The organism is Klebsiella indica, assembly GCF_005860775.1.
GTDB classification, from domain to species: Bacteria; Pseudomonadota; Gammaproteobacteria; order Enterobacterales; family Enterobacteriaceae; genus Klebsiella; species Klebsiella indica.
Genome location: NZ_VCHQ01000016.1, coordinates 69,849 through 86,356 on the forward strand (window position 1 = coordinate 69,849; position 16,508 = coordinate 86,356).

Below are 16,508 nucleotides of genomic sequence, written 5' to 3' on the forward strand. Positions count from 1 at the left end.
AGGTAGCTATGCAGTCGCGCCGCTTACATCGATTAAGTCGATTTCGCCGCAACAAACGTCGGTTACATGACCGTCTGCGTCAGCGGATTTTTTTCGGCGAAGATAAGGAGACTTTAGCAACGATGGAAAAACCAAGAGTAGTGGTGCTGACCGGGGCGGGTATTTCGGCGGAATCGGGAATTAAAACCTTCCGCGCCGCCGATGGCCTGTGGGAAGAGCATCGGGTTGAAGATGTGGCGACGCCGGAAGGCTTCGCTCGCGACCCGGCGCTGGTGCAGGCGTTTTACAACGCTCGTCGTCGCCAGTTGCAAAGCCCGGATATCGTGCCTAACGCGGCGCATCAGGCGCTGGCGCGGCTGGAAGAGGCGCTGGGTGACCGTTTTCTGCTGGTCACCCAGAATATCGATAATCTGCATGAACGCGCCGGCAACCGTCGGGTGATTCATATGCACGGCGAGCTGCTGAAGGTGCGCTGTTCGTGGAGCGGACAGGTACTGGAGTGGACCGGCGATGTGACGGCGGATGACAAGTGCCACTGCTGCCAGTTCCCGGCGCCGCTGCGTCCGCATGTAGTGTGGTTTGGAGAGATGCCGCTGGATATGGATGAAATTTATCTGGCGCTGGCCGAAGCTGATATTTTTATTGCCATCGGCACCTCCGGGCACGTCTATCCGGCGGCAGGCTTTGTTCATGAAGCGCGGCTGCAGGGCGCCCATACGGTTGAGCTAAATCTTGAGCCAAGCCAGGTGGGCAGCGAGTTTGAAGAGAAGCATTACGGCCTGGCGAGCAAGGAAGTACCGCGTTATGTGGATAAACTGCTGAAAGAGATAGCCGGGTAACCACACAACGCGCTTTTAGGCGCGAAGGGCGTGAGCCTTTCGCGCAGATTTTGCCGGTAACTAGCGACCCGCTTTCAGCTTCTGATAATACTCTTCGTACAGGGCGCTGGCGCTGCCGACGTCATTCTGCCATTCGCCTTTTTGAATGGTCGCGGCATCAGGGTAGAGCGATTTATCGTTGGCGATTTCCGGCTTCAGCATTTTACGCGCGGCAAGGTTTGGCGTCGGGTAGCCGATAGTTTCTGCTACCTGTTTGGCGATTTCCGGACGCAGCAGGAAGTTGATCAGCTTCAGCGCGCCGTCGACGTTTTTGGCGTTGGCCGGAATCGCCAGACTATCCATCCAGAAAATACCGCCTTCTTTCGGCCACACCACTTCCAGCGGCGTACCGGCCTGGCGCGCGACCCAGGCGGAGCCGTTCCATACCATGCCGAGATTCACTTCGCCTTCCATATACGGGTTCGCCGGATTATCGGAGTTGAACGCCGCTACGTTTGGCATCAGCTTTTTCAGCTCGTTATAAGCCGCTTCGATCTCTTTTGGATCGGTGGTATTGCCGGAATAGCCCAGTTTACGCAGCGCAATCTGGAACACTTCGCGTGCGTCATCGGTCAGCAGCAGGCTATTTTTATACTGCGGCTTCCAGAGGTCGGCCCAGCTGGTCACGGTCTTCGGGTCGATAGCATCGCTATTAACGCCAATCGCTGTGGCGCCCCAAATGTAGGGAATCGAGTAGTCGTTATTCGGGTCGAAGGGTTTATTGAGCATTTGCGGATCGAGATTGCCGAAGTTGGTCAGCTTGCTTTTATCGATCTTCTGTAGCATGCCCTCTTTGCGCATTTTATCGACAAAATAGGTGGAAGGCACCACCAGGTCATAGGCGCCGTTTTTGTAGGTTTTGAGCTTGGCGTACATGGTTTCGTTTGACTCGTAGGTCGAATAGATAACCTTGATACCGGTCTCTTTGGTGAACTGTTCCAGCAGGCCTGGCGGAACATACTCGGTCCAGTTGTAGAAATAGAGCGTTTTGCTATCGTCCGCATGCGCGGTGCTCATCCCGATTGCCAGAGCGCCTGCAGCGAGCAGGTGGCGCGACCATTTTTTCATTTTAACGTCCCCTGAGTTTTATCACGTGCAATTAACTGGCTGGCAATAACCATCACCAGCGACAGAACCAACAGAATGGTCGCCAGCGCATTAACCTCTGGCGATACCCCAACTTTGACCATTGAATAAATTTTTAGCGGCAGGATCTCATAACCCGGCCCGGTAACGAACGACGAGACCACCACGTCGTCCATCGACAGGGTAAAGCTCAGCAGCCAGCCCGCAGCCACAGCGGGCAGCGCCAGCGGAAAAATGATTTTCCGCAGAATAGTCAGCTCGCTGGCGCCGAGATCTTTCGCAGCTTCCAGCATTCGCACATCAAAGCCTTTCAGGCGCGAAAACACCGTGACCACCACGAAAGGCAGGCAGAAAGTAATATGCGAAAACAGCAGCGACCAGAAGCCCAGTTGAATACCGATCAGCATAAACAGCACCAGAAGCGAAATGGCCATCACGATATCCGGTGACATCATCACTACAAATAACATCCCGCTAACGAACGGCTTGCCGCGAAAGCGATAGCGATACAGCGCTACGGCGGTCAGGGAGCCGATAAGCGTCGCGAAAGTTGCCGACAACACCGCCATGGTCAGCGAGTGCTGCGCCGCCTGCAACAGGCTGTCGTTGTTTATCAGCAGGCTATACCACCTGGCGGTGAAGCCCTGCCAGTTGATGCCGAATCGCGAACTGTTAAAAGAGTTAACGATCAGAATAATAATGGGAATATAGAGATACGCGTAAATGGCGGTCATAAAGCCGCCGCGCAGCAGTCGACCGATCATTCCAGCTCTACCTTTTTATTAAGCAGACGCGCCGCGCGCCAGTAAATCAGCAACATCAGGCCCATTACCAGCGTTAACGTAATGCTGGTTGCCGCGCCGAACGGCCAGTCGCGAATGTTAAGAAACTGGCTCTTAATCACGTTACCAATCAGCAGGTTTTTCGCTCCGCCCATCAGGTCGGAAACATAGAACAGCCCCATTGCCGGGAGCATCACCAGCAGGCAGCCGGCAATAATTCCCGGCATGGTCAGCGGAATGATAATGCGGATAAAGGTTTGCAGCTTGTTGGCGCCCAAATCTTTTGCTGCTTCCAGCAGCGGACGATCGAGCTTTTCAATGCTGGAATAGAGCGGCATCACCATAAACGGCAGCAGAATATAGACCAGACCTAAAATCACCGCTGAAGGGGTGTACATGATGCGTATTGGTGTATCAATAACGCCCAGCCACAGCAGGAATTCGTTGAGATAACCTCTGGTGCTGAGAAAAATCTTTAGTCCATAAATACGAATCAACGAGTTGGTCCAGAACGGTACGATCAGCAGAAACAGCATCAGGGGGCGCACTTTCTCCGGCAGCCTTGCCAGAAACCAGGCGAAAGGATAGCCCAGCGCCAGGCAGGCCAGCGTCGCCTGCAGAGCCATATTTAACGAGTGCAGCAGTACCTCGTAATAGAGCGGGTCGAGCAGGCGCGCGTAGTTGTCCAGCGTAAAGACCAGTTTGACGAAATTAGCATCGTCGCGGGTCAGAAAACTGGTAGCGATGATCATCAGGTTGGGCAGAAAGACAAACAGCACAAGCCAGCCCACGATAGTGGCGATCACCACACTCTGGAATTTACTTGTGTTCTTCATCGGCCAGCACAACCTCCCAGCTTTCTACCCAGTTAATCGCCATTTTCTGATTGAGAGAGTGGTCAAAATCGGGATCGTCTTCGTTAAAGAATTCGCTGACCATCACCATCTTGCCGTTTTCCAGTTCGACCACCGACTCCAGCGTCATGCCTTTATAGTTGCGTTCGCGGATATAGCCGATCAGGCCATCGGCTTCATTCGCGTGATGGATCTCGTCGACGCGCAGGTCCTCCGGGCGCAGTAAGACGTTAAGGCGCTGGTCTTTTTCAACGGCGAAGTTGACGTAAATATTACATTCGCGGCCTTCAACGCTGGCGCGGACCCGCTGTTCGTCAATACGTTCGATGACCGTGGCGCTGAAGATGTTAATTTCGCCAATAAAGCTGGCGACAAACAGATTTTTCGGCTCTTCATAGATTTCGCGCGGCGTACCGTCCTGCTCGATTTTGCCATCGCGCATTACCACAATACGGTCGGACATGGTCAGTGCCTCTTCCTGATCGTGGGTGACAAAGACGAAGGTGATACCGAGTTTACGCTGCAGTGCTTTGAGCTCGTTTTGCATCTGCTTGCGCAGTTTGTAATCGAGGGCGGAGAGCGATTCATCAAGTAGTAGCAGGCTGGGTTTGTTGACCACGGCCCGGGCAATCGCCACACGTTGCTGCTGCCCGCCGGAGAGCTGGTGCGGCTTACGCTGGGCGAACGCTTCAAGCTGCACCATCCGCAGGGCCTCGTGGACGCGCGGGGTGATTTCCGCCGCCGGAGTTTTCTGCATACGCAGACCAAACGCGACGTTCTCAAATACCGTCATGTGCGGAAACAGGGCGTAGCTCTGGAATACGGTGTTGACATGGCGATTTTCCGCCGGGATTTGGGTGATATCCTGATCTTCGAGATGGATTCGGCCGCTATCGACATTTTCCAGCCCGGCAATAAGACGAAGAACGGTGGTTTTACCGCAGCCGGAGGGGCCAAGCAGGGTGAGAAACTCACCGTTGTTGATGGTCAGATTGAGGTTGGATATTACCGTTTTACCATCAAAGCTTTTGCTAATTTCCGCCAGTTGAACCAGCGGCGCACGCGAACGCGGTTGCATATTCAATTTTTGACTCTGTCCCATGTAGACGCAACGGAAAGCTGACCGATGCGGGGTTTGTGGTTAACCACCTTTGGGGTTGCGCATAGAATAATAAGGGCCCGCATTCTACGGCAAACGTCTATAATCGCCAATGATTGATGCACCATGATGACCGACCTTTACAACATTATTGTGCGAAATGTATTAAATTCTCATTTGCCGGGCTAAAAATGACCTGACGCAATATTTGTCTTGTCCGGCTTATCAATAATGTTGTCACAAGAGAAGAGGGTGGCTACATGGATAAATTGCTTGAGCGTTTTTTACAGTACGTTTCTTTGGACACGCAGTCGAAGCCCGGCGTGCGTCAGGTACCGAGCACGGAAGGGCAGTGGAAACTATTACGTCTGCTTCAGACTCAGCTGCAAGAAATGGGACTTGTCAATGTGACGCTAAGTGAGAAAGGGACGGTCATGGGCACCCTGGCGGCCAACGTCGCGGGCGATATTCCGCCCATTGGCTTCATTTCCCACGTTGACACGTCGCCTGACTTTAGCGGCAAGAACGTCAATCCGCAGATCGTAGAAAACTACCGCGGCGGCGATATCGCTCTTGGGATCGGTGATGAGGTGCTCTCACCGGTGATGTTTCCTGTTCTGCATCAGTTGCTCGGTCAGACCCTGATTACCACCGAGGGGAAAACGCTACTTGGCGCTGATGATAAAGCGGGGATCGCTGAAATTATGACCGCGCTGGCGACGTTAAAGGCGAAAAACGTTCCCCACGGCGATATCCGGGTGGCCTTTACTCCGGATGAAGAGGTGGGCAAAGGGGCGAAGCATTTTGACGTTGCCGCGTTTGACGCTCGCTGGGCCTATACCGTGGATGGCGGCGGTGTCGGCGAGCTGGAGTTCGAAAACTTTAACGCCGCGTCGGTGACCATTAAAATTGTCGGTAACAATGTTCACCCCGGCACGGCGAAAGGGGTGATGGTCAATGCGCTGTCGCTGGCGGCGCGCATTCATGCCGAGGTGCCTGCCGATGAAGCGCCGGAAACCACTGAAGGTTACGAGGGCTTCTATCATCTGGCCAGTATCAAAGGCACGGTCGACCGGGCCGATATGCACTATATTATTCGCGATTTTGACCGTAAGCAGTTTGAGGCCCGCAAGCGAAAAATGATGGAGATTGCCAAAAAAGTCGGCAAAGGGTTACACCCGGATTGCTATATTGAACTGGTGATTGAGGACAGTTATTACAATATGCATGAGAAGGTGATGGCGCACCCACATGTGGTGGAGATTGCCCGTCAGGCGATGGTTGACTGCCAGATTGAGCCGGAGATGAAGCCAATTCGCGGCGGCACCGACGGCGCGCAGCTCTCGTTTATGGGGTTACCGTGTCCGAATCTGTTTACCGGCGGTTATAACTACCACGGCAAGCATGAGTTTGTGACTCTGGAAGGCATGGAGAAAGCGGTGCAGGTGATTGTGCGCATTGCCGAACTGACGGCAAAACGAGGCGAGTGACGGTTGTTTTCACCGGCTTGCGCTGTGCTTATCCCATGCTTCCCGCAGGCCCGGTAAGGCGCCAGCCGCCACCGGGCAAAACGAAGAGTCCGCAATATAAACCGCAGTGCGCTTTTGTAGGCCCGGTAAGGCGTTAGCCGCCACCGGGCAAAACGGAGAGTCCGCAACATAAACCGCAGTGCGCTTTTGTAGGCCCGGTAAGGCGCGAGTCTCCACCGGGCGAACTGACGACTCAGCACTCAAAGCCGCCGTATCTGCTGGAGAGGAGGGAACCTCTGATGTCAAATTATCGCCGTAGTTATATTCCCGGCGGCACCTGGTTCTTTACTGTCAATTTGCAAAACCGCCAAAGCGATCTTCTGACTCGTCATATGGATCAACTTCGTGTTGTGACAGCCCTCATTAAACGCAAAAATCCCTTTCTGATTAATGCCTGGGTTATTTTACCCGAGCATATGCACTGTATCTGGACGTTGCCGGAAGGTGATACTGATTATTCGGGACGCTGGCGGGATATTAAAAAAACGTTCACCCGCGATCTGGGAATGCGTCAGGTCTGGCAGCCTCGTTTTTGGGAACATACGATCCGCAGCGAAGACGATTACCGACGGCATATGGATTACGTTTATATCAATCCGGTGAAGCATGGCTACGTAAAGCGGGTTATTGACTGGCCGTATTCAACTTTTCATCGCGATGTGCGTACGGGATTGTATCCGGCTGATTGGGCAGGGGATGTTGTCGATTTTAACGCTGGCGAGCGCAGATAGAACGCCGGGTGGCGGCTTACGCCTGACCCGGCCTACCAAACCTAACCCGGAGTTTATCCCACAGGCCCGGTAAGGCGCCAGCCGCCACCGGGCAAAACAGATACGGATGCCTCAGTCCCCAAAGAACCAATAGCCGCTGTTGACCAGCGCGGCCAACAGGGCGAGAAAGGACGGATCTTCCAGCGCATCGCCGAAGTGTTCAGCTTTCAGCGTCAGGTGGGTTGCCAGCGCATCAAGGGCCGGGCGGTGCGGAGAGTTAATTTTTTCGCCATTGACGAACACCTCGCCATCAATGCGCAGCACGCGCAGCCCCCCGAGGCGCGAGAGTGTATCCCCCTGCTGCAGGGCATCGTATATCTCATCCGGCTGGTACGGTGGTTCGGGCGGCGCAACATCCAGTTCGTGACGGGACTGGGTGATAAACTCGCCAAACCACTGCGTAAAGTGCTCCGGCTGGTTAATTAAGTCCAGCATCATATCGCGCAGGCGATCCAGCTCTGATGGCAGAATATCTGCCGGATGATCGCGCGACGGCACATCGGGATCGGCATAGCGCTGGCTACCCAGTTCCCGTTGCAGAACATAATCGGCAAAGCCGCTGAACAGCTCGCGGGCGTTAGGCGCGCGATAGCCAACCGAATAGTTAAGCGAATTCTCCAGCGAATAGCCTTCGTGCGGGAATCCTGGCGGAATATAAAGAATATCCCCCGGCTCCATCTCTTCATCAATAATGGCGTCAAACGGGTCGACCTGCAGCAGGTCCGGATGCGGGCAGTGCTGCTTCATCGGCACTTTCTCGCCTACGCGCCAGCGGCGGCGGCCGGTGCCCTGAATAATAAACACATCATATTGATCGAGATGCGGGCCGACGCCACCGCCGGGAACGGAAAAGGAGATCATCAAATCGTCAATGCGCCAGTCGGGCAGGGCGCGGAAAGGATGCATGAGCGCCGCCGTCGGTTCGTGCCAGTGATTTACCGCCTGTACCAGTAACGACCAGTTATTCTCACTCAGATGATCGTAGCTCTCAAACGGACCGTGACTGACCTGCCATTTACCGTCCTGATGACTGACGAGGCGGCTGTCGACTTCGCTCTCCATAGCCAGTCCTGCCAGCTCGTCCGGGCTTAACGGATCGACGAAATTGGTAAAGCCCCGCTTCAGGACCACCGGGCGTTTTTGCCAGTAGCGTTCAATAAAGTCGGGCCAGTTAAGCGTTAATTGATAATCCATATTTATATTCCATAGCAGGTGTCTGTCAGGGATTATAACGGATAGAGCCCTGGCATGATGCAGGCGCCGTTAAAAAACGGGCTGGTTTAGCTCTCTTTATCTTCCGGGAACTGGCGGCCAAAAATAACTTCCATGCAGGCGCCGCCAAGTAAGCTCTCTTCGGTAAGGATACGACCATCGTACTGTTCAACGATATCACGCGCGACGGCCAGCCCCACGCCCTGACCGGGGCGCAGGGTATCGGCGCGCTGGCCACGGTCAAACACCACATTGCGCAGACTTTGCGGGATCCCCGGACCATCATCTTCAACCAGAATATGCAGGGCGTTGTCGTTGGTCTGACGCACAGAGACTTCCACAAACTCCAGACAGTATTTGCAGGCGTTATCGAGCACGTTGCCCATGACTTCCATAAAGTCATTCTTTTCGCCAACAAAACTGATTTCCGGCGATATATCAAGAGTAATGTTCACCCCTTTACGCTGATAGACTTTATTCAGCGCAGAAGTCAGGTTGTCGAGCAGCGGGGCAATAGGGTGCAGTTCACGGCTGAGCAGTGAGCGGCCGCTACGCATGCTGGCGCGGTGCAGATAATAACCGATTTGCTGTGAAATACGGCTAATCTGTTCCAGCATTATCGGCTCTGCCTCGTTGACGCCAAGCTTCCCGCCGCGCATGGAACGCAGCGTACTTTGCATGACCGCCAGCGGTGTCTTCAGACTATGAGTGAGATCGGTCAGCGTCGTACGGTATTTGTTATAGCGCTCACGCTCGCTTTTCAGCAGGCGGTTTAGGTTGCTGACCAGTCGCGTAAGCTCGCGGGTCGTGTTCGGGTTGAGCATTTCACGGTGATGCTCTTCCAGTTCACGTACTTCTTTAGCCAGCGACTCAATAGGACGCAAACTCCACCACGCGGCGACCCACAACAGCGGGATGACCAGCAGCAGGTTGGCTGCCAGCACGTAGATAAACCAGCTCCACACCATATAGGAGTTCTTAAGCTCCACGGGAATAGTGTCGACAACGACGATACTCAACTGCGGCATTGTGCTGGTCGCCGGATAGATATTGATCGCGACCGAATGGGTCATTTCGGTATCGTCACCCTCTTCACGAATAGCGTCCAACTGTTGTTGAATTTCATGATTGTTGTGCTGCAACATACTGCTCTTACTGATGTCAGTTTCAATCTCATGAAAGCCGTTGTTTTTAAGCCATTCCGGCTGAATGCGTTTTGTCAGCCAGGGGACATCGTGTTGCGCCCATAACAGACGGCCGTTGGCGTTGTAAATCAACGTTACCGTCGGGCTTTGCATATTGAGATTTTCGGGAATATCAACGACGATGGTATCGTTTTCCCACTTCGCCAGCATATAAAACAGGTTACTTTCGCCGCGCAGCAGGCGGAAAGTGGTTTTATCGAAGCTTACGCTATAACCAACCAGCGCGACCATGCCATAAGATAGCGACAGCACCAGAACCACGGCGGCCGTCGCCAGCAAAAAGCGGACGCGTAGCGACAACGGCAAAATATGCCGCATCAGCCCTTTCATCCGCGCAGTTCGAACAGATAGCCCTGGCCGCGCACTGTCGTAATGACATCCTGCGGATATTCGGCCTGGATTTTTTTGCGCAATCGCCCCATCAGGACATCAATCGTGTGGCTTTCCCGCAGTTCGGCATCGGGATAGAGTTGCAGCATCAGCGAATCTTTACTGACAACTTTACCCCGGTTACGGATCAGGGTCTCCATAATCGTGTATTCGAACGCCGTCAGTTTGATTGGCTGACCGTTAACTGAAAGCTCCCGGCGCGACAAATCCACCTGGAAAGGCGGAATAGAGATAATCTGCGATGCCAGGCCGCTATTACGCCGCAGAAGCGCCTGCATGCGGGCGGCAACCTCTTCGATATGGAACGGCTTGGTGACGTAATCATCGGCCCCGGCGCTCAGAACTTCGACTTTATCCTGCCAGCCTTCGCGTGCGGTCAGCACCAGCACCGGCACCGAAACGTCATGACTGCGCCAGCGGCGGATCAGGGAAAGTCCGTCTTCATCAGGCAGGCCAAGATCGACGATGGCGATATCCGGAACGTGTTCATCCAGATAGTAATCCGCTTCCTTTGCGTCTTCCGCCGCATCGACCTGATGGCCCAGCTCTTGTAGCTGAACTTTCAGATGATGGCGCAGCAGAGCGTTGTCCTCAACCACGAGTACGCGCATGCCAGTTCTCCATTTCATTGTGATTTGAATAGTTTAACGCTGATTTGCGGTTATGGGGATAAACATTGTATAAACCGAACGGCAGCGCGCTTTATTCAGCAGATTAATCCGCCACACGTCAGGCGCTGCATCTCTGAGACGCTTTCCGTGCAGAACCTATATCGAACAGGCGTTGACCAGCAGGCCCCTCTTCCCGGGCGGGAAGAGGGGAAGGGGAATTACTTCAGTTCGTCAACCAGGGTAATCGCGCGACCGATATAGTTGGCTGGCGTCATGGCTTTCAGGCGAACTTTCTCATCTTCCGGCAGCGCCAGGCTGTCGATGAACTGCTGCATACCTTCCGCGTCAACGCGCTTGCCGCGGGTCAGTTCTTTCAGCTTCTCATACGGCTTCTCGATGCCGTAGCGGCGCATCACGGTCTGAATAGGTTCCGCCAGAACTTCCCAGTTATGATCCAGTTCATCCAGCAGACGATCCTGATTCAGCTCCAGCTTGCTTACTCCCTTCAGCGTGGACTGATAAGCGATCAGCGCATAGCCAATACCTACTCCGAGGTTACGCAGTACGGTGGAGTCGGTAAGGTCGCGTTGCCAGCGGGAAACCGGCAGTTTGCTCGCCAGATGCTGCATGACCGCATTGGCCAGACCGAGGTTGCCTTCGGAGTTCTCGAAGTCGATCGGGTTAACTTTATGCGGCATAGTCGAGGAACCGATTTCGCCGGCAATGGTTTTCTGTTTGAAATGATTGAGCGCAATATAGCCCCATACGTCACGATCGAAATCGATCAGAATGGTGTTGAAGCGCGCAACGCAATCGAACAGTTCGGCGATATAGTCGTGCGGCTCAATCTGCGTGGTGTACGGGTTCCACTGGATGCCCAGCGAGGTCACGAACGTTTCGCTGAACTGGTGCCAGTCCACTTCCGGGTAAGCGGCGATATGGGCGTTGTAGTTACCCACCGCGCCATTGATTTTGCCAAGAATTTCAACCTGATTCAGCTGACGGTACTGGCGTTCCATACGGTAAGCGACGTTTGCCATCTCTTTACCCATGGTGGACGGCGTTGCCGGCTGACCGTGAGTGCGGGAGAGCAGCGGAATATCGCGATACTGCTGCGCGAGATCTTTAACTGCGTCGATCAGCTTGCGCCACCAGGGCAGGAGCACTTCATCGCGGGCGGTTTTCAGCATCAGCGCATGGGACAGGTTGTTGATGTCCTCGGAGGTGCAGGCGAAATGGATAAACTCGGAGACCGCATGCAGTTCAGGGACGTCGGCGACTTTTTCCTTGAGGAAATACTCAACCGCTTTCACGTCGTGGTTAGTGGTACGTTCGATAGTTTTGATGCGTTCTGCATCTTCTACGCTGAAATCGGCGACGATTTTATCGAGGTAACCGTTTGCGTCGGCAGCAAAAGCAGGAACTTCCTTGATCGCTGCGTGCGCGGCCAGTTTTTGCAGCCAACGTACTTCTACCTGAACACGGAATTTCAGCAAGCCGAATTCGCTGAAGATACCGCGCAGCGCGCTGACTTTGTCGCCGTAGCGGCCGTCGACTGGGGAAACGGCGGTCAGTGAGGATAATTCCATAGATCAAAACTCCGGGGTTAAATGAGCAAGAATTTGTTTTGCCTGGTTAACCAGACGATGACGAGAAAACATGAGCTGCAGGCGTCCACCGCCCACCTGGTGCCAGAGCACGGCGGAACGAATGCCCGCCAGCAGGGCTGAGCGCACCTTTGCCTGTACCTGAGGGCTTTGTAGCACGGCTGGCGAACCGGTGACCTGAATTCGCGGGCCCAGCGGGCTAATCACATCAACATAGATGCCCGCCATCGCGCTGAGCAGCGTTTCAGATTGCAGATCGAAATGCTCCAGTTGACGGCGCAGGCCACAGATACGGTTGCCAAGGGTATCCATAGCCTTTTTGTTGGCGGCAAGCTTACGCTCCAGCACCATCAGGCTTAAAGTATAGCGGGTGAGTTCCGCGTTCATACCCTGGCGACTGCTGGTATTCAGCACGCCGAGGAGGGTTTCCAGCCCGAGGCGAAGATTGGTTTCACTGCCGCCGAACACCGCCAGCGTTGACGCCGGGTCGAGGTCGATGATGCTGTTCAGCGATACATGCAGGGCATCGTTGTTACAATGTCCCTGATGCGCCAGTTCCTGAACCAGCCGCGCGGCCTGGCAAATTCCGGCCAGCGCCAGCGTAATGTCATAATAATTCTTCGCCACACATTCTCCTTGTAAACCGCCGCTCGCCTGACTGAGGCGTTCGGCGGCAAAAATGTCTGTCAGGCCTGCAGAGGCAAGCGTTGTTCAATAATACCGCCGCCAAGGCAGACTTCATCGCGATAGAAAACCGCTGACTGGCCTGGCGTGACCGCCGCAACCGGCTCATCAAAAATCACTTCGATGCGGTCATCGTCCAGCGCGTTTACGGTGCAGGAAATATCAGACTGGCGATAGCGGGTTTTTACCGTACAGCGCAGCGTTCCGGTTAGCGGCTCGCGATCGACCCAGTGAAGCTGCTGGGCGATCAGTCCGACGGACATCAGGCGCGGATGGTCATGGCCCTGAGCCACAACCAGAATATTGTTTTCCACGTCTTTATCGACCACATACCACGGATCTTCGCCGCCGTCTTTAATGCCGCCGATACCCAGCCCTTTGCGTTGACCCAGCGTGTGGTACATCAGCCCCTGATGTTCACCAAGTTCGTCGCCGTCAACGCTGACAATTTTACCGGGCTGAGCGGGCAGGTAGCGGCCGAGAAACTCGCGGAATTTCCGCTCGCCGATAAAGCAGATACCGGTCGAGTCTTTTTTCTTCGCGGTGACCAGGCCCAGATCCTCGGCAATTTTGCGTACCTGCGGTTTTTCCAGTTCGCCGACCGGGAAGAGGCTTTGCGCGATTTGCTCGTGGCTCAGGGTGTAAAGGAAATAGCTCTGGTCCTTATTGCCGTCGAGGCCGCGCAGCAACCGGCTCTTGCCGTTCACATCGGCACGGCGCACGTAGTGGCCGGTGGCGATGTAGTCGGCGCCGAGGTCTTCTGCGGCAAATTCGAGGAAGGCTTTAAATTTAATCTCTTTGTTGCACAGAATATCCGGGTTCGGCGTGCGTCCGGCTTTATATTCTTCGAGGAACAGTTCGAATACGTTGTCCCAGTATTCTGCGGCAAAGTTAACGGTGTGAAGTTCAATCCCGAGCTTATCGCAGACGGCCTGGGCGTCGGCAAGATCGGCTGCAGCGGTACAGTATTCCTCGCCGTCGTCCTCCTCCCAGTTCTTCATGAACAGGCCTTCCACCTTATACCCTTGCTGGAGCAGCAGCCAGGCGGAAACGGAGGAATCAACCCCGCCGGACATGCCGACGATCACTTTTTTCTGGCTTTCTGACATTGGAATACTCACTACATTCAACTTCGAGGCGGCGTATTCTAGCACGCGCCAACCGTTCAGGCACCCCCTGTGAACGGCCAGTTAAATTCCCCGATCAATGACAACGGATAACGTGGTTCCTGGTGATAGCTGCGAATACTCTCGGCAACCAGGGGGGAACGCAGGTTTGTTGCGTTAAGAATTTCCTCATCACTAAGCCACAGGCAGCGATCGATATCGCTGTCGTGCGGTTCGGTTGCGCACATAGCGTCAAGCTCGATAGCAAAAAGGAAACGCAAAAAAGGAGTGCGATCCGGCGCGATCCACTGATGCATGCGAATAAAATGCTGCGGCGTGGCGCGAATGCCGGTCTCTTCCCAAAGCTCGCGTTCTGCGGCCTGTACCAGGGTTTCATCGGCTTCGAGATGACCCGCAGGCTGATTCCATAGCGCTTTACCATGAATGGTTTCTTCAACGATCAAAAATTTGCCTTTTGCGTGCACCAGGCAGGCAACGGTAACGTGTGGTTTAAACATCGTTTTTCCTTATGAAGGTTGTTATTCGCTTTTGCGCCATTCGCCGTTGACCAGCCCATCCAGCGTATAGCCGCCCATGGCATAGCGAATCAGGCGCAGCGTCGGATAGCCGACATGCGCGGTCATACGCCTTACCTGGCGGTTGCGCCCTTCGTAAAGGGTGATTTTCAGCCAACGGGTAGGAATGGATTTTCGCTCGCGGATCGGCGGGTTACGCGGCCACAGCCATGCAGGTTCCTCCACCCATTCAACGCCTGCCGGCAGGGTCGGGCCATCATTCAACGTGACGCCGTCCCGTAGTGCAGCCAGCGCCTCAGGTGTGGGTTCTCCCTCAACCTGAACGTAATAAATTTTACCCGTACGTTTACCTGGCTGGGTGAGCGCCGCCTGCAGCGCGCCATCGTTGGTCAGCACCAGCAAACCTTCGCTGTCGCGATCAAGGCGGCCTGCGGCATAGACTCCGCTGACGGGAATAAAATCTTTTAGCGTTCGGCGTCCGGATGCATCGGTAAATTGCGGCAACACATCATATGGTTTATTGAACAAGATCACGGTTTTTACTTGGCGTTCTCTATTTTGTCTGGTGACTTGTCGGCGGCTGAATCGCTCAACGCGATGTTTTCTAAATGAAGTTTTTTGCATGGTATTTTCAGACTCTGTCAATTGCCGCATTATAGCCTAATTACGAATGCCTTTCATGGACGCAAACATTCAGGTAGTATCGACATGCCCATTACAAATTATTAACAAAAGTTGCTCACACCGATTCGCATCGCAGGAAGGCGACAAGGACGCGACATCTTCGGTTAGCGGAACATTCCGATAGCGGGAGGGGCGGATAAAGCCAACGCCCGGCTGGCGTGAAGAGGGAAGAGCAGAACCAGAAGCGCTCGAAGGAGAGGTTAATGGAAAGCAAAGTAGTAGTTCCGGCGGAAGGTCAAAAAATCACCCTACAAAATGGCAAGCTGAACGTTCCTGACAATCCGATTATCCCGTTCATTGAAGGCGACGGAATCGGTGTTGACGTCACGCCGGCAATGCTGAAAGTGGTTGATGCTGCCGTTGCGAAAGCCTATAAAGGCGAGCGTAAAATTTCCTGGATGGAAGTTTACACCGGCGAAAAATCGACCCAGATTTATGGCCAGGACGTCTGGCTGCCCGCCGAAACGCTTGATCTGATTCGTGAATATCGTGTTGCTATTAAAGGCCCTCTGACGACGCCGGTCGGCGGCGGCATTCGTTCCCTGAACGTTGCCCTGCGTCAGGAGCTGGATCTCTACGTTTGTCTGCGTCCGGTACGCTACTATCAGGGAACGCCGAGCCCGGTTAAACACCCCGAACTGACCGATATGGTTATCTTCCGCGAAAACTCGGAAGACATCTATGCCGGTATTGAGTGGAAAGCGGATTCTGCTGAAGCCGATAAAGTGATTAAATTCCTGCGTGATGAAATGGGCGTGAAGAAAATTCGCTTCCCGGAACATTGCGGTATCGGTATCAAGCCATGCTCTGAAGAAGGTACCAAACGTCTGGTTCGCGCCGCTATCGAATACGCGATCACCAACGATCGCGATTCGCTGACGCTGGTGCACAAAGGCAACATCATGAAGTTTACCGAAGGTGCGTTCAAAGACTGGGGCTACCAGCTGGCACGCGAAGAGTTCGGGGGTGAACCGATCGACGGCGGCCCGTGGCTGAAGATTAAAAACCCGAACACCGGGAAAGAGATTGTGGTGAAAGATGTTATCGCCGATGCCTTCCTGCAGCAAATCCTGCTGCGCCCGGCTGAGTATGATGTTATCGCCTGTATGAACCTTAACGGTGACTACATCTCTGATGCCCTGGCGGCACAGGTCGGCGGTATTGGTATCGCCCCGGGCGCGAATATCGGCGACGAGTGCGCACTGTTCGAAGCAACCCACGGTACGGCACCGAAATATGCCGGTCAGGATAAAGTGAACCCAGGCTCTATCATCCTGTCCGCTGAAATGATGCTGCGCCACCTGCAGTGGTTCGAAGCCGCAGACTTAATCGTTAAAGGCACTGAAGGCGCGATTGCCGCCAAGACCGTGACCTATGACTTTGAACGTCTGATGGACGGCGCGAAGCTGCTGAAATGTAGCGAGTTTGGCGACGCGATTATCGCAAACATGTAATCCAAATCTTTGCTTGAAAAA

16 protein-coding genes are annotated in these 16,508 nt (G+C 54.2%); 4 read left to right on the plus strand and 12 right to left on the minus strand.

What is annotated here, in order from left to right; genetic code table 11:
- Positions 1–8 precede the first annotated feature (8 nt).
- Positions 9–839, plus strand: coding sequence for a Sir2 family NAD+-dependent deacetylase (gene cobB / locus FE839_RS12865; RefSeq protein ID WP_138361201.1), 831 nt, complete (start codon positions 9–11; stop codon positions 837–839).
- 60 nt (positions 840–899) lie between these two features.
- Here the strand turns inward: cobB and potD are convergent, their stop codons facing one another.
- From potD to potA, 4 genes are read right to left on the minus strand one after another with little or no spacing between them, the layout of a single operon-like run.
- Complete coding sequence (gene potD, locus FE839_RS12870; protein ID WP_138361202.1) at positions 900–1,946, minus strand: spermidine/putrescine ABC transporter substrate-binding protein PotD; 1,047 nt, start codon at positions 1,944–1,946, stop codon at positions 900–902.
- Positions 1,943–2,728, minus strand: a complete 786-nt coding sequence (gene potC / locus FE839_RS12875; protein ID WP_138361203.1) for a spermidine/putrescine ABC transporter permease PotC — start codon at positions 2,726–2,728, stop codon at positions 1,943–1,945. The genes potD and potC overlap by 4 nt, the downstream gene beginning before the upstream one ends.
- Positions 2,725–3,582 carry a spermidine/putrescine ABC transporter permease PotB gene (potB, locus tag FE839_RS12880; protein ID WP_138361204.1) on the minus strand — a complete coding sequence of 286 codons (858 nt, stop codon included), beginning with the start codon at positions 3,580–3,582 and terminating at the stop codon, positions 2,725–2,727. Before potB ends, potC begins: the two co-directional genes overlap by 4 nt.
- Positions 3,566–4,702, minus strand: a complete 1,137-nt coding sequence (potA, locus tag FE839_RS12885; protein ID WP_138361205.1) for a spermidine/putrescine ABC transporter ATP-binding protein PotA — start codon at positions 4,700–4,702, stop codon at positions 3,566–3,568. The genes potB and potA overlap by 17 nt, the downstream gene beginning before the upstream one ends.
- Before the next feature lie 257 nt (positions 4,703–4,959).
- Here potA and pepT point away from each other — a divergent pair, with 257 nt between their 5' ends.
- Both pepT and FE839_RS12895 read left to right on the plus strand, forming a co-directional pair.
- Complete coding sequence (gene pepT / locus FE839_RS12890; protein WP_138361206.1) at positions 4,960–6,189, plus strand: peptidase T; 1,230 nt, start codon at positions 4,960–4,962, stop codon at positions 6,187–6,189.
- Positions 6,190–6,467: 278 nt separating this feature from the next.
- The gene (locus FE839_RS12895) at positions 6,468–6,959 is read left to right on the plus strand and encodes an REP-associated tyrosine transposase (protein WP_138361207.1); all 492 of its coding nucleotides are present in this window, start codon (positions 6,468–6,470) and stop codon (positions 6,957–6,959) included.
- 111 nt (positions 6,960–7,070) lie between these two features.
- On the opposite strand, the gene FE839_RS12900 is transcribed toward FE839_RS12895, so the two are convergent.
- The 8 genes from FE839_RS12900 to rluE all read right to left on the minus strand — a co-directional run bounded on the left by FE839_RS12900 (position 7,071) and on the right by rluE (position 15,003).
- The gene (locus tag FE839_RS12900) at positions 7,071–8,192 is read right to left on the minus strand and encodes a ribosomal protein uL16 3-hydroxylase (RefSeq protein ID WP_138361208.1); all 1,122 of its coding nucleotides are present in this window, start codon (positions 8,190–8,192) and stop codon (positions 7,071–7,073) included.
- Positions 8,193–8,278: 86 nt separating this feature from the next.
- The gene (gene phoQ, locus FE839_RS12905) at positions 8,279–9,745 is read right to left on the minus strand and encodes a two-component system sensor histidine kinase PhoQ (RefSeq protein ID WP_138361209.1); all 1,467 of its coding nucleotides are present in this window, start codon (positions 9,743–9,745) and stop codon (positions 8,279–8,281) included.
- Positions 9,742–10,416, minus strand: a complete 675-nt coding sequence (phoP, locus tag FE839_RS12910; RefSeq protein WP_138361210.1) for a two-component system response regulator PhoP — start codon at positions 10,414–10,416, stop codon at positions 9,742–9,744. Before phoP ends, phoQ begins: the two co-directional genes overlap by 4 nt.
- Positions 10,417–10,634: 218 nt before the next feature.
- On the minus strand, positions 10,635–12,005 hold the full coding sequence (purB, locus tag FE839_RS12915) for an adenylosuccinate lyase (RefSeq protein ID WP_138361211.1): 1,371 nt from the start codon (positions 12,003–12,005) through the stop codon (positions 10,635–10,637).
- A 3-nt stretch (positions 12,006–12,008) separates the two neighbouring features.
- A complete protein-coding gene (hflD, locus tag FE839_RS12920) occupies positions 12,009–12,650 on the minus strand; it encodes a high frequency lysogenization protein HflD (protein ID WP_138361212.1) in 642 nt (213 codons plus the stop codon).
- A 59-nt stretch (positions 12,651–12,709) separates the two neighbouring features.
- A complete protein-coding gene (gene mnmA, locus FE839_RS12925; protein WP_138361213.1) occupies positions 12,710–13,816 on the minus strand; it encodes a tRNA 2-thiouridine(34) synthase MnmA in 1,107 nt (368 codons plus the stop codon).
- 56 nt (positions 13,817–13,872) lie between these two features.
- A complete protein-coding gene (locus tag FE839_RS12930) occupies positions 13,873–14,331 on the minus strand; it encodes an NUDIX hydrolase (RefSeq protein ID WP_138361214.1) in 459 nt (152 codons plus the stop codon).
- 21 nt (positions 14,332–14,352) lie between these two features.
- The gene (gene rluE, locus FE839_RS12935; RefSeq protein ID WP_138361215.1) at positions 14,353–15,003 is read right to left on the minus strand and encodes a 23S rRNA pseudouridine(2457) synthase RluE; all 651 of its coding nucleotides are present in this window, start codon (positions 15,001–15,003) and stop codon (positions 14,353–14,355) included.
- A 233-nt stretch (positions 15,004–15,236) separates the two neighbouring features.
- Here rluE and icd point away from each other — a divergent pair, with 233 nt between their 5' ends.
- A complete protein-coding gene (icd, locus tag FE839_RS12940) occupies positions 15,237–16,487 on the plus strand; it encodes an NADP-dependent isocitrate dehydrogenase (protein WP_138361216.1) in 1,251 nt (416 codons plus the stop codon).
- Positions 16,488–16,508 lie beyond the last annotated feature (21 nt).

What these genes read in the sequence shown, in the direction of transcription:
- mnmA (WP_138361213.1), bottom strand. Translation starts at nt 13,816, where the DNA reads ATGTCAGAAAGCCAGAAAAAAGTGATCGTCGGCATGTCCGGCGGGGTT.
- FE839_RS12930 (WP_138361214.1), bottom strand. Translation starts at nt 14,331, where the DNA reads ATGTTTAAACCACACGTTACCGTTGCCTGCCTGGTGCACGCAAAAGGC.
- pepT (WP_138361206.1), top strand. Translation starts at nt 4,960, where the DNA reads ATGGATAAATTGCTTGAGCGTTTTTTACAGTACGTTTCTTTGGACACG.
- potB (WP_138361204.1), bottom strand. Translation starts at nt 3,582, where the DNA reads ATGAAGAACACAAGTAAATTCCAGAGTGTGGTGATCGCCACTATCGTG.
- FE839_RS12900 (WP_138361208.1), bottom strand. Translation starts at nt 8,192, where the DNA reads ATGGATTATCAATTAACGCTTAACTGGCCCGACTTTATTGAACGCTAC.
- phoQ (WP_138361209.1), bottom strand. Translation starts at nt 9,745, where the DNA reads ATGAAAGGGCTGATGCGGCATATTTTGCCGTTGTCGCTACGCGTCCGC.
- potA (WP_138361205.1), bottom strand. Translation starts at nt 4,702, where the DNA reads ATGGGACAGAGTCAAAAATTGAATATGCAACCGCGTTCGCGTGCGCCG.
- rluE (WP_138361215.1), bottom strand. Translation starts at nt 15,003, where the DNA reads ATGCGGCAATTGACAGAGTCTGAAAATACCATGCAAAAAACTTCATTT.
- FE839_RS12895 (WP_138361207.1), top strand. Translation starts at nt 6,468, where the DNA reads ATGTCAAATTATCGCCGTAGTTATATTCCCGGCGGCACCTGGTTCTTT.
- potC (WP_138361203.1), bottom strand. Translation starts at nt 2,728, where the DNA reads ATGATCGGTCGACTGCTGCGCGGCGGCTTTATGACCGCCATTTACGCG.
- potD (WP_138361202.1), bottom strand. Translation starts at nt 1,946, where the DNA reads ATGAAAAAATGGTCGCGCCACCTGCTCGCTGCAGGCGCTCTGGCAATC.
- icd (WP_138361216.1), top strand. Translation starts at nt 15,237, where the DNA reads ATGGAAAGCAAAGTAGTAGTTCCGGCGGAAGGTCAAAAAATCACCCTA.
- purB (WP_138361211.1), bottom strand. Translation starts at nt 12,005, where the DNA reads ATGGAATTATCCTCACTGACCGCCGTTTCCCCAGTCGACGGCCGCTAC.
- phoP (WP_138361210.1), bottom strand. Translation starts at nt 10,416, where the DNA reads ATGCGCGTACTCGTGGTTGAGGACAACGCTCTGCTGCGCCATCATCTG.
- cobB (WP_138361201.1), top strand. Translation starts at nt 9, where the DNA reads ATGCAGTCGCGCCGCTTACATCGATTAAGTCGATTTCGCCGCAACAAA.